This is a genomic window from Sutterella seckii (genome assembly GCF_009183815.1).
Taxonomy (GTDB): domain Bacteria; phylum Pseudomonadota; class Gammaproteobacteria; order Burkholderiales; family Burkholderiaceae_F; genus Sutterella; species Sutterella seckii.
The window spans coordinates 1-13401 of the sequence record NZ_WEHX01000071.1 but is presented as its reverse complement, the minus strand read 5'-3'; the positions used below and the strand labels follow the sequence as shown (position 1 = coordinate 13401).

Sequence of the window (13401 nt, the reverse complement as noted above, 5' to 3'; positions counted from 1 at the left end):
AAAGGGCAGTAAATGTCCGGGATTCCGGGTCAAAACCTAATGCCGGCGGGTCAACTTTGAAGTGTCCGAAAATGGGTCAAAAGTGGTGTCCTCCAACAGAAGGAATGATGTTCCCCAACGAGAAGTTCTTCGAATACTTCCCGGAAACGCCGTTGCCTGAGCTTCGTCCGGCAGCTGAGCGCAGCTGTACGCTGATGGCCGGCACGTTCGTTGCGATTGAGGAAGTCGTGAATCACTACCGGCTCGACGAACTCCTGGCCAAGCACTTCGGCGACCGTGCCGGCCTCGTGCTGGATTTGGCTTCCTACATGGTTGTAGAAGGCCGGAATCAAGGTCAGTACTATCCTGACTATGCTTATCGCCATCCGCTGTTCTCTCCGGGCATGCGCATTTACAGCGATTCGACAGTGTCCAAGTTTCTGTCCTCAGTGAAGGACGAACAGATAGCAGGCTTTCTTAACGACTGGAACGCAGATCGTGATCATAAGTCGCGCATCTATGTGTCTTATGACTCCACGAATAAGAACTGTCAGGCAGGGGATGTCGATTTTGTCGAGTTCGGGAAGGCCAAGGTTGACCTCGGACTGCCGATTTTCAATGTCGGCCTTGCCATGGACCAAAACAACCGGATTCCACTCTTCTATGAGCTCTATCCGGGGTCGATCAATGATGTCAGCCAATTCAGATTCATGGTCGACAAGGCTGTCGGATACGGATACATGAACATCGGCTTCATCATTGACCGCGGATATTTCTGTAAAGCCAACATCCGCTACATGGATGAACAGAACTACGGTTTTGTCATGATGGTCAAGGGCTGCAAGCCGCTTGTTTGCGACATCATCGATGAACACCGAAGTACCTTTGAAACACGCCGCGCCTGCAGCATTGCCGGACAACACATTCACGGCACTACCGTCAAACGCAAGCTCTTCCCCGATGACGAGAGAGAGCGCTATCTGCATCTGTTCTTCAGTCCCGTCAAAATGATGAAGGAACGATGCCGTTTGGAAGATGAAATCGAGCAGATGCAACGACTTATCGAACGCTCCGTCGGCCAACAGATCACTTTTGGCGAGCCGCACTCAAGATTCTTCGATTTCCTCTATGACGACGAAGGACGTCTCGTGACGGCTCTGGAAAAGACGGAGGCTGTAGAGAAAGAGCTGGAACGCTGCGGCTACTTCTGCATCGTTACGTCCGACAAAATGAGCGCTCAGGAAGCGTATCTGCTCTATTACGGCCGAGACGCCTCCGAAAAGCTGTTCCGAGCAGATAAAACGTTCTTGGGCGCCAAGACTGCTCGCGTGCATTCCGCGAGTTCCGTGAAGGCGAAAATGCTCGTCGAATTCATCGCGCTCATTATTCGGCAACGCATCTATTGCCTGCTTAAGGACGAGATGCTCAAGCTCAATGTACGCAAAAACTACATGACGGTGCCGGCTGCCATCAAGGAGTTGGACAAGATTGAGTTGGTGCGCATCAATCAAGGCAGATATCAGCTTGATCACGCAATTACGAAGAATCAAGAGGAGATTCTGAGAGCGTTTGGCTTGACGAAGAATCACGTCATGGCGCGCGCCAGCTCGATCTCCGAGATGATTGCAGGTTCGGAAAACACCTCATTCACCGAGGAAACGGATGATGAAGAGGATGGTGACGAAGATCTCTACATGACGGAGGTTTATGATGCCGAGGAATAAGTCCATCACCTCTATCGATAACCGGATCAAGAAGGTTCAAGAGGATCTGTTCAAGACGAAGGCTAGACTCGACAAACTGACAGCTGAGCTTCGGGAGCTTGAACGTGAGAAGAAATTGCGTCAGGCTGACGCCATTCTTCAAGCGCTCTCTAAAAGTGGTAAATCCCTCGATGATGTGCTGACATTTTTGGGGCGTTAACGAACCTCCTGGCTTCGAGAGTAGAAAATCGCTGGAAATTCACGAAACGAGTTGCCGAGTGCATCAACTCTGGCATCAGCACCGAACTGGAAAGTCTGAATATCAGAGTCAATTCCCTCATACTTTTGCCTGCCGGCATCCGTGCGCACCCAGACGCCGTATTTGCCCGGAGCATCACGCAATTCACCCATGCGCTTATTCAGGTCGTTGCGAAGCATGGCCCAGTTCAAATAGGCCTGACGAGCGGTTTGACCGATAGCAAGCGTCTTGGAATTGATCGTTTTCGTGACGTTGCCGTCAGCATCGGCGCTGATCATGCCATTGGCCTCACCTTCTTCGATAGTGGCTGCTTTAGTAGAAAACATTGATTGAATGCCTTCCAATGCTGCTTCGGCGCTGGCATAGTCGTCATTGAAGTTGCTGCTGCCTACAAGAGAGAAGTTCTTAGCAGCAGCTTTTTGGTTATCAAATCCACCAATCTTGACATCGGCACTATCGACAATAATCAAGGCGTTCTCAACTTCGGCAGAGGCATTGCCATCAAAGTTCATGTCGCCCGTATGAATTGTTCCTGTGACGGAAGTTCCTTCACGGAGCACTAATTGACTGGATTTAACAGTTGTAATTGAATCTTTGTCATGAGCATAACCACCCAAATAGATATCACCTTCTACCGTTGACCCAGCTAATGTCAAAGCCACATTGTTTACTGTGGATTTTGTCGTGACATTAAGTTTGGAAACATTGCCGGATGCGCCGCCAACAAAAATGGCAGCATCATTAAAAGTTAAATCAAGTCCGGATAAGGCTTTTTGGGATTCTGATAACTTTTTGACTGTTGAGTTCTCAACTGTTACAGTGATATTATCAATTGTATTGGAAGTCTGAGATCCAGCTGTACTATCATCTCTATTGTATACACTAACTCCGCCAATAATTAGTCCATTGAGTTGAGATCCGTCTTTTACATTCAATTCCGCATTTTTAATGGACGAGTTTCCAATCTTTCCGCTGCATTTGAAAAGAGAGCCAACGATGGTTGCTTTTAAGACCTGAGATTTGATCAATGTCGCTGATGCTGTTTCAATATCAGCTGTAATATCGGAGGTGCCGTATGCATTGATCTTCGAACCCAAAATGAAATTTTCATCGACATATAGTTTTGTCAATGTGACATTCGTCGATGATAGGCTCATGTTTACTTTCTTGTCATTTCCAACGGGAGAAACTGAATTTCCTGCAATAAAGTCTCCGCTCGTTATTTTTAAATCACTGAGGCTGACTTTAATAGTGGCATTAGAATTTAAATTTGTAGTCGGATTGTTTGTTGTGCCGATATAGTTTTCGTCTCCTTCAATTATGGTTTCCCCTTTATCATTTTCATACCAATAAACGCCTGCAACAATATTGTCTCCGTCCAGCCATTCATTCTTAGTAATATCGGGAGATCCGTTCAAATATTTGGAGCCAGCATATGCTGAGCTAAAAGCAACAAACAAAGTAAGACAAAGAATTGATTTCGTGAATTTCATAACACTTTCTTCTGTTAGATTGATGGATGCTTTATAAAAATCGAATTGAGTTTAAGCGGAAACTCTCAAGATTCAGGGAGAGAATCAACTGGTCATCTAGGAAATATCTCCGGTGTCGAGTGCTTTGAGCTTCGCCTTTCTATCGTTCATACACGACATGACAAGGATACAAAAAAATCAACTTTCGAAAAGGCCTTGTTGCGTGAGATTTACAGTGCCAGTAGGAATCCCGTAGTTTTATCTGCATCACTATGATCACAGAGACTTGCGTTCAGGATGGAGATCTTTCTTCGCTGCGTCGTCAGTTGGCTATGTTGGATAGCTGTCCACCTGATGATTTGCTTTGCACGATCCTTACGCGTTGCTCATCCGGATGTTTCTGGCACAATCAAATCAACATGCTGACATTTGTAATTCTACGCGGTGTTTGTAGCTTCTCGATTTAACTATAAAAATAGTCAAGGGTAATACGTTGCTTGGTTTAATTCAATCGTATTTTTAATTCTTGATTAATGTCTGCAATCGGAATCCTCTCCTGCTCCAGTCTTCCTTTCGTCTCGCACAGCACTTCCAGCAGCCTGAGTTCTCTTTCCGTCAGGCAGTCCGGCATTCTTTTCACCTGACTCGGCTCAGACACGGCCAGATGGCGATACTTCATGAATGTCTCCACATCCATCATGACGCTTTCCGTCTGGGAATAAATCTTTCTCAGTTCAGAAATGATTGCGAGGCCATGGGTATCAAGGTCTCCGAAATAGAGTATCCGGCAATCCACGAGCCATTCCGCTTCATCGAGTGCCGTTACGCCGTATCCCATTCCAATCAATATCGGAATGTTTGGCGGAATATCAAGCGAAAGCCCAGTCTGTTCATTTTCAATGATGACGACCGTTTTCTTCGACGGGGCAGAGGCCGCCAGTCGATCAAGCGTCAGCTGAACGACATCATTGGGGTCGCCCCCGGTCCAGAATGATGCATGACGCACGCGCACGAAGAGAGGCTTTCGCCTCAATCCGAGTGCAGAGAGGAAATCGACGTTCTCATTAAACGATTCTTTTCCGTCAAGCTCTTTAATCAATTGCCAGACGCCGGCAATGAGCGCCTGATGCTTTTCAAACCATTTGGTATCGACGCCTTCAACCGGAATTTCCCTAATGAAGAGATCTGAATTCGGGTGCGCGAGGAGCCATTTGAGGAGCAGCGTGAAGCGCTTTAATTCGTTCTCGTCGAAATCCTTGGGCCATAGGGCAGTGGCATTCCGAAGAATTCGGATGAGGCGCAGAAGAGGGCGGCCGCTTTCCTTTTGAACGTCATCGTCCGCATCAAAGCTCCTGAAGGGAATTCCGAACTCCATTGCAATGGCTCTCACGCGATGGACGGCTGCTTTCCAGGATTCGCCGTCAATTCCGTCAGGCTTCAATGCATCGCAGAGATCCGCGGCTTCACGCACTTCGATCCAGGAGGGAAGGTCAACCGAAATCCCGAGCTGACGCCACTGCGCCTTCTTCCACCCCACGCTCCATCCGTGCCGCGCTTCAATTCGCTTCCAGGATTGAATGAGCGCCTTCGTCTTCGTGAGGTTGACTGCGCCTTCCTTTTCATTCATTCGCCCGAGGGGCTTTTCGACGAGCGCGCTCCTGAGCGTTGGTGAGAGGAGTCCGAAGCTCGCGTCATCGACGAGCCACTCCGGAAAAGAGCGGGAGAAGGCCCGTCTCAATGCGTCATCCATTTCCTGGGGCGTCTTGATTGCCATGGCGATTGATCATCCGGAATGAATTGAGAACCTCCGACAGGGAGCCTTCAGAGGGCTTGCCGGAGGTTCAAGGGGAGGAAGGCAGTCAGAAGAGGCCCGGCAAAGGTTCAGGCTTCGCTTCTTCCGTCTTCTCAGATGCAGCCGCCTTTGGGGCGGCCCTGAGCACCTTCGGGCCAGCAGTCTTTACTTCATTCTGCTGCGGAACGACAGGCGCGGCATTTTTGAAGTCAAGCCTTCCGGTCTTGTCGTCGTAGCTCACCGACAGGCCGCTCGAGTTCCTTCTCCCCTCCATGACGACGTAGAAGGCGCCGCCGATGTAGGGCTCGAGCGTCACGACGGACTTTTCAGGGGTCGCGACTATCATCTGGAAGCCGAAGCGGTTGAAGATGTTCATCGAAATGTCGGTGAACTCGCTGTCGGCCTTGTCGAAGGCTTCGTCGAGAATGACCGGCGCAAAGGCGGGGAGGCCGTTGTCGATGCTCCCCAACTGGTAGCGGAGCGCCGCCGCAAGGCATGTGGTCGTGAGCTTCTGGCGCTGCCCGCCCGATTTGCCGGAACCCGAGAAGTAGGTTTCGAGGATTTCGCCTTCGTCGTTCAATTCGCTCGCCGTGAAGGCGACATGGCGGCGGACGTCGAGCACCGTGAGGCGCCAGAGTTCGGCCTGCTTTTCAGTCGTCTGCGCGGGATCGAGCTTCCTCACGAGCTCGGAAATGAGCTTGTAGCGCTTTTCGGCGTCGTCGTCCGTGAGCTCGCCTTCCCAGGCGCCCTGAATGAGTTCGCCCACCTGACGGCGGAAGTCCTCGACTTCCTTGATCTTCAGGTCCTTCACTTCGATTCTCAGGTGCGAGTCGCCTTCAGCGAGGCGCGAGAAGGGGGCAGTGGCGAGCGACTCGTTCACGGTTTCCATGCGCTGGAGAATGTCCTGACGGGCCTGGCGCATCTCGAGGTTGAGGTCGGCAAAGTGCTGAAGCGACTGCGTTTCGAGAAGTTCGCGGAAGCGCTTCTCGTGGCGCGGAAGCCCGTCCGTTTCAATCCGGTTGAGCTTCTTGAAGAAGTCGCCGGCAGACTCGAGCTTTGCGTCGAGCGATTCGGTTTCCTTCGGCCACTTGAGAAGGAAGATCTCAAAGCGCGATGTGACGCCGCCTTCGGCTGCTGTTACGCGGTTCGAATATGCGTCCTTCTCCTCATGGATCTGATCTGCGATTCTAAACACACATTTTTCGAGTTCTTTGAGTTTCACTTCTTTTTTGCCGTTATCGGTAGCACGACACTCGATTGAGTCGAGCTCTTCCTTGCCCGGCGTTTTTGCATTCCCCTCCTTCACCATGCGCTCAAGCTGGCTGATAGCGTCGGCATGCGCCGAAATGCGTTCCTCTGCCGCCTGGATTTTCGACCTGGCAGTGTTTTCGTCGGAAGAAGCTTTGCTTCGCGCCTCGCGGAGCTTCGCAAGCTGAGTCTCCGCATCGCGAAGCTCCACCTTGAGGCGCTCTAGATCGGGCGTCTTCTTTACGAACTCGTCGAGCTCGTCGTTTGCCTCCTGAAGCCTTTCTGCGGCGCTTTCAGCATCGATTTCATCCCAGTCGGTATTGAGAAGCGCATTGGCGGCGGAAATCCGTTGCTGAGCGGCTTTCGCTTCCGTCTCGATTTTCCGGATTCTCTGCTGGAGCGCCGTGATCTCCGCGCCGAGTCTCTGGGCTTCCTTTTCAAAGAGCGCGAGTTTTTCCTGGTTCGAGAAGCCCGTCACCCAGCGGCGGCGGTCGTCGACATCAATGCGGTCGTCCTTTTCATGGCGCTCCGCGTTGTGCTTTACCTGACCCGCGCGGGTCACGGCCTGGTCGGCGCGGCGGAATTCGTCGAGATTCTCCGCGCAGAGGTAGGAAAAGCGCTGCGCGCACTCGGCGGTAAGCCATGCGTCCCAGCGTCCCTCCTTGAAGTCGAGCTTCGACGGGATGCTCCGCGGCCTGAAGAAGCCGTCGAAGTCGCGGGATTGATTTCTCACGCGGTAGTAGACGATGCGGCCTCTCAGGCGCTTCGTTTCAAGAAGCTCCGTGAAGGCCGGGTAGAGCTTTTCGTCTACGAGAATCGAGAGCGCGAAGTTGTGAAGCACGCGTTCAATCGCGCCCTGCCAGCGGGACTCATCGGGCTTAACCTGAAGGAGTTCGCCGACGAAAGGAAGTTCTTCCTCGGAAACATTGAGGTCGGCCGCGAGCTCCGCGCGCAGATCCAGGTTCTTCGACGGAATATTGGACGGGCGCTCGCGCATCGAGTTGATTTCCTGGACCGTATCCTGAAAGACCTTCGAGCGGTCGCGCTCTTCAGAGACGAGGCCGTCGCGATCGCGGGTGCGGTCGGTGCCGGCCCGATCTTCCTCTTCGAGATAGAAGTGAAGTGCGTCGATGAAATTGAGCCAGGCGTCGCTCGATTTGGGGAGATCCTTCTCAAGGGTCGAGGCATGACGAAGCGCAGATTTCTTGTGCGCTTCGGCGCGCGCGTACTCGGTCGTGAGCTGCCGCACGCGGGCTTCGAGCTGCTGGACGGAGAAGCCGCCCGATTCATTGAGGCGCGTCCTGAGTTCATCCGCTTTGGTCTGCCCCTCGTTTTCCTTCTGAACCGCGATCTGCAGCGTGCGCATTGCCTTCTCAAGCTCGCGCTGGAGTTTCGGGAGTTCGGCTTCCTCGAGACGCTTTTCCGTCATCGGACGCCACCACTGAATGGCGTTTTTTTCGGACTCAAGAAATGTGATTCGCCTCTCAAGCTCTTTACTTTCGTCCCAGAGTTTTTTGGCTTCCCGCAGAATGTCACGCTGCTCCCTCGCTTCGACCACGGCCGAATGAGCGTCCGAGAGGTCGTGAAACTCCGTCGTGAGCTTATCGGCCATCGCGAACGTGCGCGGCTCCTCAAGCATGAAGTTCCTCAGGAACGTGTTGAGGTCTCCGAGGTTCTTCGCCGACTGGGCCTTTGCGAGAAGTTTGAGCGCCGTCTTGTCGCGGATCCCGAAGCGGTCGCAGAAGGCGTCGCTGTAGGCGTTGAAGGTCGTAAAGCTCGTGAAGGGCGGGAGCCGGTCCTTGAGCCACCGCCAGTCGAACTGCGATTTGGCGAAGCCCGTGAAGTCGTCCGCATTGAAGCTGTAGCTGCCGTCGATGATGAAGAACTGTTTGTTGACGGCCGCTTCCTCGTTCGAGCTCTTCCTGATGCAGGCAACGAGCAGGAGCGTCGTGTCGCCCGTGCGGCTCTCGCTGTCGAAAAGGGTGAGCGCGGCCGCCGAAAAGGTCGCGCCCGGGCGCAGGTACTGCGTCTTTGCGCGCGGCGACCCCGTGCCCTCGAGTTCGGCCTGGGTCGACCAGGCGCCCCGGATGTAGGTGAGGAGGTTGCGGTCGCCGCGCCTCTGCTCGCCCTCGCGGGCGGCGGCGTTGTAGGCGGGATTGGGGAAGAGGAGCGTGATCATCGCGTCGAGGAGCGTCGATTTGCCCGAGCCCGACGCGCCCACGAAGAGAAAGCCCTTTTCCGAAATGGGGATGTCGTGGATGTTCGAGAAGGTGCCCCAGTTGAAGACCTGGAGCCTCTTGATCCTCCACTGCACGAGGCCGCCGATAGTGTTTTCAAGCATCAGATCGTCTCCTCATCGCTTTCATCGTTGTCGTCCGCATCCGCGTCGGAGTCATCCTCATCGGCGCCGAGGAAGGCGGATTCCTCGAGCGCAATTCCCGGGATTGCTCCCGTTCCGCTCTTCAGAAGCTCATAGCGCTTCATGATTTCTTCGGCTTCCTCAGGCGTCTTCGCGTCCTCGAGAATTCGCCTGAGGTAGGCGTTCCTGAGTTCATCAATCGCCGCCGTGGGGAAGAGGAGCGGGAGGACGGGCGAAATTTCCATGGCGTCGCCCGACTTGAGCGTGAGGAGAATCCTTCGTTCCGTGAGGCGTTTGATGATCGCCTTGAAGTGCTGCTGGAAGATGCGGTCGTTCGTTCCCGCGGACCGGTCGAACAGCCGGAGCATTTCGGCGACGTCGGCGCGGGTGACCACGGCGCGCTCGCCGTTCGCGCGCGCACGCATGAGCTGGTCCCTCAGTTCAAGGAGCACGGCGGAATCGAGGAATCTGAGGCGCACGGTATTGAGAAGCGAAGGCGCATCGTGGTCGCCGAGATCAGGCTTCCGGCAGAAGGCGACGCCGAGCTCGTCGTCAACGAGGAGATCGAGATAGAGGTCTGAGAGCCGCGAGCGGATGATGTCCTCGCGGACCTTAAGTTCCTGCCAGAGGCGTTCGCTGCGGGAGCGTTCGAAGAAGGGGCCTTTGAGAAGGTGGACGAGCACCTGGCGCGTGAGCGCGGGGAGCGTTCCGGTGTCGCCCGCGTAGAGCTCGCGCTCTGCCGCATCCGCGTCGCCCTCAAAGGCGCCTTCCTGAGGTTCCGCGGGTTCCGTTGATTCCTGCGATGAAACTGGCATCGCTGCGGGATCTTTATCCATTTCTGTCACTTGACTTTCTCGGTTCGGTATTCAAATTCTGTACTTGCGGTTTTCTCTAGCGCCAGCGGTGGGATTCGCGCATTTTTTCAACGCTTTCGAGCGTAAACCAATAGAGCGGAATCCGCGCATGGCGCTCGTTCTGAAGGCGGTCCTTCCAGACGAGCGGCTCGTCGACGGCAGGAAGCTGAAGCGGCACCCGGAACTTCGGGTCCGACATGTCCGTTTCCGGGACGTCCTTTTTGGCTTTCACGTCTGAAAACCGAAGCGCCGGCATGCCGGGGCCGCCGGGTTCGCCGTAGCGGGTTGCAAGGGAGAGAAGACCCACCACGGACCCGAGCCCCTGCTGATTGGCGAGCGACCGGTAGATGTCGCCGATCGACGCGCGCTCCGGGGCGCCGGGGGCCGTGAGCACGGACTCAACGGAGCGCATGAGCTGCGGGTAGTCGATTTCAGAGGCGAGGATGCGCTCGAAAATGGCAAATGCGTCCACCTCAGGCGCGGAGCCGAAGGCGATGTCGGATTCCATCCGCGTCTCTTCCGGGTCGTCGAGTGAATACTGGTCGATCGAGCGGATCACGGCCGAGGAGAGCGTCACTTCCATGAAGCCTTCCTTGATGCCGACGGTCTTCGAGAGATCGAGCGCGGCGCGCCGGGCGTCGCGGATGAGCGTGGTGAGGCGCCGCTCCTCCACATAGTCGCGCGAGCTCACGAAGTCGCGAAGCGACTTGGCGAGCTGCGTCATCACGGCGTGCGTGTGGCCCGCCCGGTCAAGGAGCATGCGCTGAAGGGTTGAGAGCCGCCGGCGCTCCTCGCGCGTGAGCTTTCTGTAGAACCCTCGCTGGGCGATGCGCGTGAGGGCGCTTTCGAGCTCAGCCGACGCCCGGTTGTCCATCAGGAGCCGGTAGAAGGCCGTGAAGGCGCGGCCGGCGTCGCTCTCGGAAATCCCGTCGACGCCTGCAAAGAAGCGGTCGAGAATCGAGCCGCGGGAGGCCGAGGACTTGAGGATCCGTTCGCGCAGATCCCTGTTGAGCCTCTCAAACTCCTCGCGCACGCGCCGGAAGTCGGCCTCGAGCTCGGAGACGAGGTCGAAGATCTCGCTCACGCGGTCGAGCGCCGCCTGTTCGGAAATGGAGGGACTGCGGCCCGCTTCAATAGCGGCGATTTCCTCGTCGATGCGCGCCTTTTCGGCCTTGAGCTGCGCGATGCGCCCGGCCCTGGAGCGGTCTGAATCCGCGGCGAGGCGTTCGATCGCGTGCGTCACCATCTCGAGCCGGCTCTCGGTCGGGCCCGTGCGCTTCGTCTGAAAGCGCGAGAGCGTGCGGATGGCTTCCTGCCCGGCGCTCGTGAGTTCGTAGGTCTCTTCGCTCCGTCCTTCGGCAAGGCGGCAGACGAGGTAGCCTTCCTTGACCCACCGGCTCGCAAGCGCCCGCGCCTCATCGCGCGAGATCGTTTCCTGGGCGCCTTCGGCATAAGCGTGAATGAGGCGCTCAAGGAAGACGGAGGCAGGGAGCTCGCGTTCATTGTCAAAGAGGAGCGTCTGCAGAATGGCAATCGACTGCGGGCCCGTGTCGGCGGCAAGCAGCCGCCAGATCGGGCTTTGCCTGAGCTCGCGGTAGTTTTCTATCAGCGTGCGGATGGACATGCTTCTGGAATGGAATCAAAAGGGAGCTTATTCGGCGGCTGCCGGAGGCACCGGTGCCGCGGGCTTTGTGACGTCAATCCACCCGCATTCGCCCACGGCTTTTTCGAGTTCCGCCGGAGCAAGCTCAACGCCGCTCGCCTCGTCTCCGCAGGCGGGCCAGACGGTTTCGTAGGCCTTCAGCGACTCATCAAGATACACGGGAACGCCGGGCTTCCTGCCGAAAGGGCAGACGCCGCCCGGCGCATGGCCGACCAACGACTCAACGAGATCCCTTGAAATAAAGTGCGGAGTCGCATGAAAAAGGCGCTTGAATTTGCGCCCGTCAAGCTTCATGTCTCCGGCCGCCACAATGAGAAGGGGCCCTTCGGGTCCTGCAATCGCCATCGTTTTTGCAATGCGCGCCGGGATGATTCCGATTTCGCGGGCGGCGAGCTCGACAGTTGCGCTCGAGCCGGAAAAGCGGTGAATGCGGTCCGCAAAGCCCCGGTCTTTGAGCCAGAGGGCGGCAGCTTCAAAAGACAATTTTGAGCACTCCCGAAGAGGAAATTCTTAAAGCCTTTATTCTAACGATTCAGGTCCTGATCATCATGGCCGGAAAGCGTCATCAGCTCCGCAGAATCGGATGACGCGTTTCGAGAGACTTTTCCTGCCTTCTTAAGATCAGGACCCGATCCGCGCTATCATGCTCATCCTCTTCCCGGGCCCCGGACGGTCTTTTCGTTCGGATTCCCCATGGAAGACATTTTCAATTGCCCAATATCCGAAGGTTTCCCCGTGAAAATTCTCATCCTTCCCGACAGCTTCAAGGGTTCGCTCACCTCGGGCCAGGCGGCCGCGCAGATTGAGAGCGCCGCCAGGAAAGTGTTTCCCGAAGCGCAGATTGAGTCCTTCCCCATCGCCGACGGCGGGGAAGGGACGCTCGAGATGGTGCAGAAGGCTGCGGGCGGCGCATTCCTTCCAATTGAAGTCATGGGCCCCTGCGGGCAGCGCGTGCGCTCGCGCTACCTTTCGATCGGCGACACGGCCGTCGTGGAGCTCGCCGAAGCCGCCGGGCTCGGTCTCCGGCTTCCCGGCTTCAGCCCCATGAAGACCACGACGATCGGCGTGGGCCAGATCATCGCGGAGGCGCTCCATGTCGGACACCGCCGCATCGTGATCGCTCTCGGCGGGAGCGCAACGACGGACTGCGGCTGCGGCATGGCGGCCGCCCTCGGGACGCAGTTCCTTGATGAAGCCGGCAGGCCCTTCCTCCCCACGGGCGCGACGCTTTCCATGGTCCGGGGCATTCGCCTGAACGGCTTCTTCTTCGGAAAAAATGCCCCGCGCATCGAAGCGCTCTGCGACGTCGACAATCCCCTCTACGGTCCCCAGGGCGCGGCCTGCGTCTTCGGCCCCCAGAAGGGCGCAACGCCCGACGAGGTGAAGGTTCTCGACGCCGGGCTCAAAAACATTGCCGACCTTTTCCAGAAGCGCGCGGCGAAGCTTAATACTCTCAGGGGTGCGGGCGCCGCGGGCGGCACCGGTGCGGGCGTGGCGGCCTTTCTCAACGGCCGGCTCCTCTCCGGCATCGACGCGCTCCTTGACCTCATGAAGTTTGAGGAAGCAGCGAAATCCGCGGACCTCATCATCACGGGCGAGGGCGCCGTCGACACGCAGACGAAGGGCGGGAAGGTTGCGGCGGGCATTGCCCGGCGCGCTGCCGGAAAGCCCGTGGTGCTCTTTACGGGCGCCAATATGCTCGGCGAAAAGGATCTCGGGGCGCTCTACGAGCTCGGCATTACCGCCGTCCTTCCCATTCTCCAGAAGCCCTCAACGCTCGGCGAAGCCATGGCCGACGCCAAAACGAATCTCCATCTTGCGGCGCTCAACTTCTTCCGCACGCAGAAGATGTTCGGAGCCCGCTGAAGCCCTTTTCAAATCTCGAAGCAGAGTTTGCAAGAGACGGCCGCCTGCTTCTTCATCCCAGGCAAGAGGATGAAGAACAGGCGGTTTTCTTTACCTGGGTTTTGAGAAGATATTAACAAAGGTATTTAATAGTTGACGGATGGTGCTGTGTGGCGCTTGGGGTCAGGCCGCCTGTGCATAGAGGGTACTCTCATTCGTAAAACAGG

The 13401-nt window shown here is 56.2% G+C and carries 9 protein-coding genes; 3 read left to right on the top strand and 6 right to left on the bottom strand.

Translation table 11 applies throughout. From position 1 onward, the window contains the following. Window positions 1–1703: IS1634 family transposase (locus tag GBM95_RS08985; RefSeq protein WP_226963249.1), on the top strand; the 1703-nt coding region annotated here is incomplete at its 5' end. After that, complete coding sequence (locus GBM95_RS08980; protein WP_152158792.1) at window positions 1690–1902, top strand: hypothetical protein; 213 nt, start codon at window positions 1690–1692, stop codon at window positions 1900–1902. The genes GBM95_RS08985 and GBM95_RS08980, both read left to right, overlap by 14 nt. Here GBM95_RS08980 and GBM95_RS08975 read toward each other — a convergent pair. The 6 genes from GBM95_RS08975 to GBM95_RS08950 all read right to left on the bottom strand — a co-directional run bounded on the left by GBM95_RS08975 (window position 1899) and on the right by GBM95_RS08950 (window position 11812). Next, complete coding sequence (locus GBM95_RS08975) at window positions 1899–3434, bottom strand: hypothetical protein (RefSeq protein ID WP_152158791.1); 1536 nt, start codon at window positions 3432–3434, stop codon at window positions 1899–1901. The two genes, GBM95_RS08980 and GBM95_RS08975, sit on opposite strands and share 4 nt — an antisense overlap. A 481-nt stretch (window positions 3435–3915) precedes the next feature. Beyond that, window positions 3916–5187, bottom strand: a complete 1272-nt coding sequence (locus GBM95_RS08970) for a Wadjet anti-phage system protein JetD domain-containing protein (protein WP_152158790.1) — start codon at window positions 5185–5187, stop codon at window positions 3916–3918. A gap of 85 nt (window positions 5188–5272) precedes the next feature. Then, window positions 5273–8794, bottom strand: coding sequence for an ATP-binding protein (locus GBM95_RS08965; protein ID WP_152158789.1), 3522 nt, complete (start codon window positions 8792–8794; stop codon window positions 5273–5275). Beyond that, window positions 8794–9627: a DUF4194 domain-containing protein gene (locus GBM95_RS08960; protein ID WP_193222642.1), complete on the bottom strand. Its 834-nt coding sequence runs from the start codon at window positions 9625–9627 to the stop codon at window positions 8794–8796. The genes GBM95_RS08965 and GBM95_RS08960 overlap by 1 nt, the downstream gene beginning before the upstream one ends. 76 nt (window positions 9628–9703) lie before the next feature. Beyond that, window positions 9704–11290, bottom strand: a complete 1587-nt coding sequence (locus tag GBM95_RS08955; protein ID WP_152158787.1) for a DUF3375 domain-containing protein — start codon at window positions 11288–11290, stop codon at window positions 9704–9706. Window positions 11291–11317: 27 nt separating this feature from the next. After that, window positions 11318–11812 (bottom strand): YbaK/EbsC family protein, encoded by a 495-nt coding sequence (locus GBM95_RS08950; RefSeq protein WP_152158786.1) that lies wholly within the window; start codon window positions 11810–11812, stop codon window positions 11318–11320. Between the two features lie 252 nt (window positions 11813–12064). Between GBM95_RS08950 and GBM95_RS08945 the strand changes: the two genes are divergently transcribed. Then, window positions 12065–13195, top strand: a complete 1131-nt coding sequence (locus GBM95_RS08945) for a glycerate kinase (RefSeq protein WP_152158785.1) — start codon at window positions 12065–12067, stop codon at window positions 13193–13195. Window positions 13196–13401: the final 206 nt, after the last annotated feature.

Excerpts from the sequence above, each read along its gene's own strand:
- GBM95_RS08970 (WP_152158790.1), bottom strand. The coding sequence starts at position 5,187 with ATGGCAATCAAGACGCCCCAGGAAATGGATGACGCATTGAGACGGGCC.
- GBM95_RS08965 (WP_152158789.1), bottom strand. The coding sequence starts at position 8,794 with ATGCTTGAAAACACTATCGGCGGCCTCGTGCAGTGGAGGATCAAGAGG.
- GBM95_RS08975 (WP_152158791.1), bottom strand. The coding sequence starts at position 3,434 with ATGAAATTCACGAAATCAATTCTTTGTCTTACTTTGTTTGTTGCTTTT.
- GBM95_RS08960 (WP_193222642.1), bottom strand. The coding sequence starts at position 9,627 with ATGCCAGTTTCATCGCAGGAATCAACGGAACCCGCGGAACCTCAGGAA.
- GBM95_RS08980 (WP_152158792.1), top strand. The coding sequence starts at position 1,690 with ATGCCGAGGAATAAGTCCATCACCTCTATCGATAACCGGATCAAGAAG.
- GBM95_RS08955 (WP_152158787.1), bottom strand. The coding sequence starts at position 11,290 with ATGTCCATCCGCACGCTGATAGAAAACTACCGCGAGCTCAGGCAAAGC.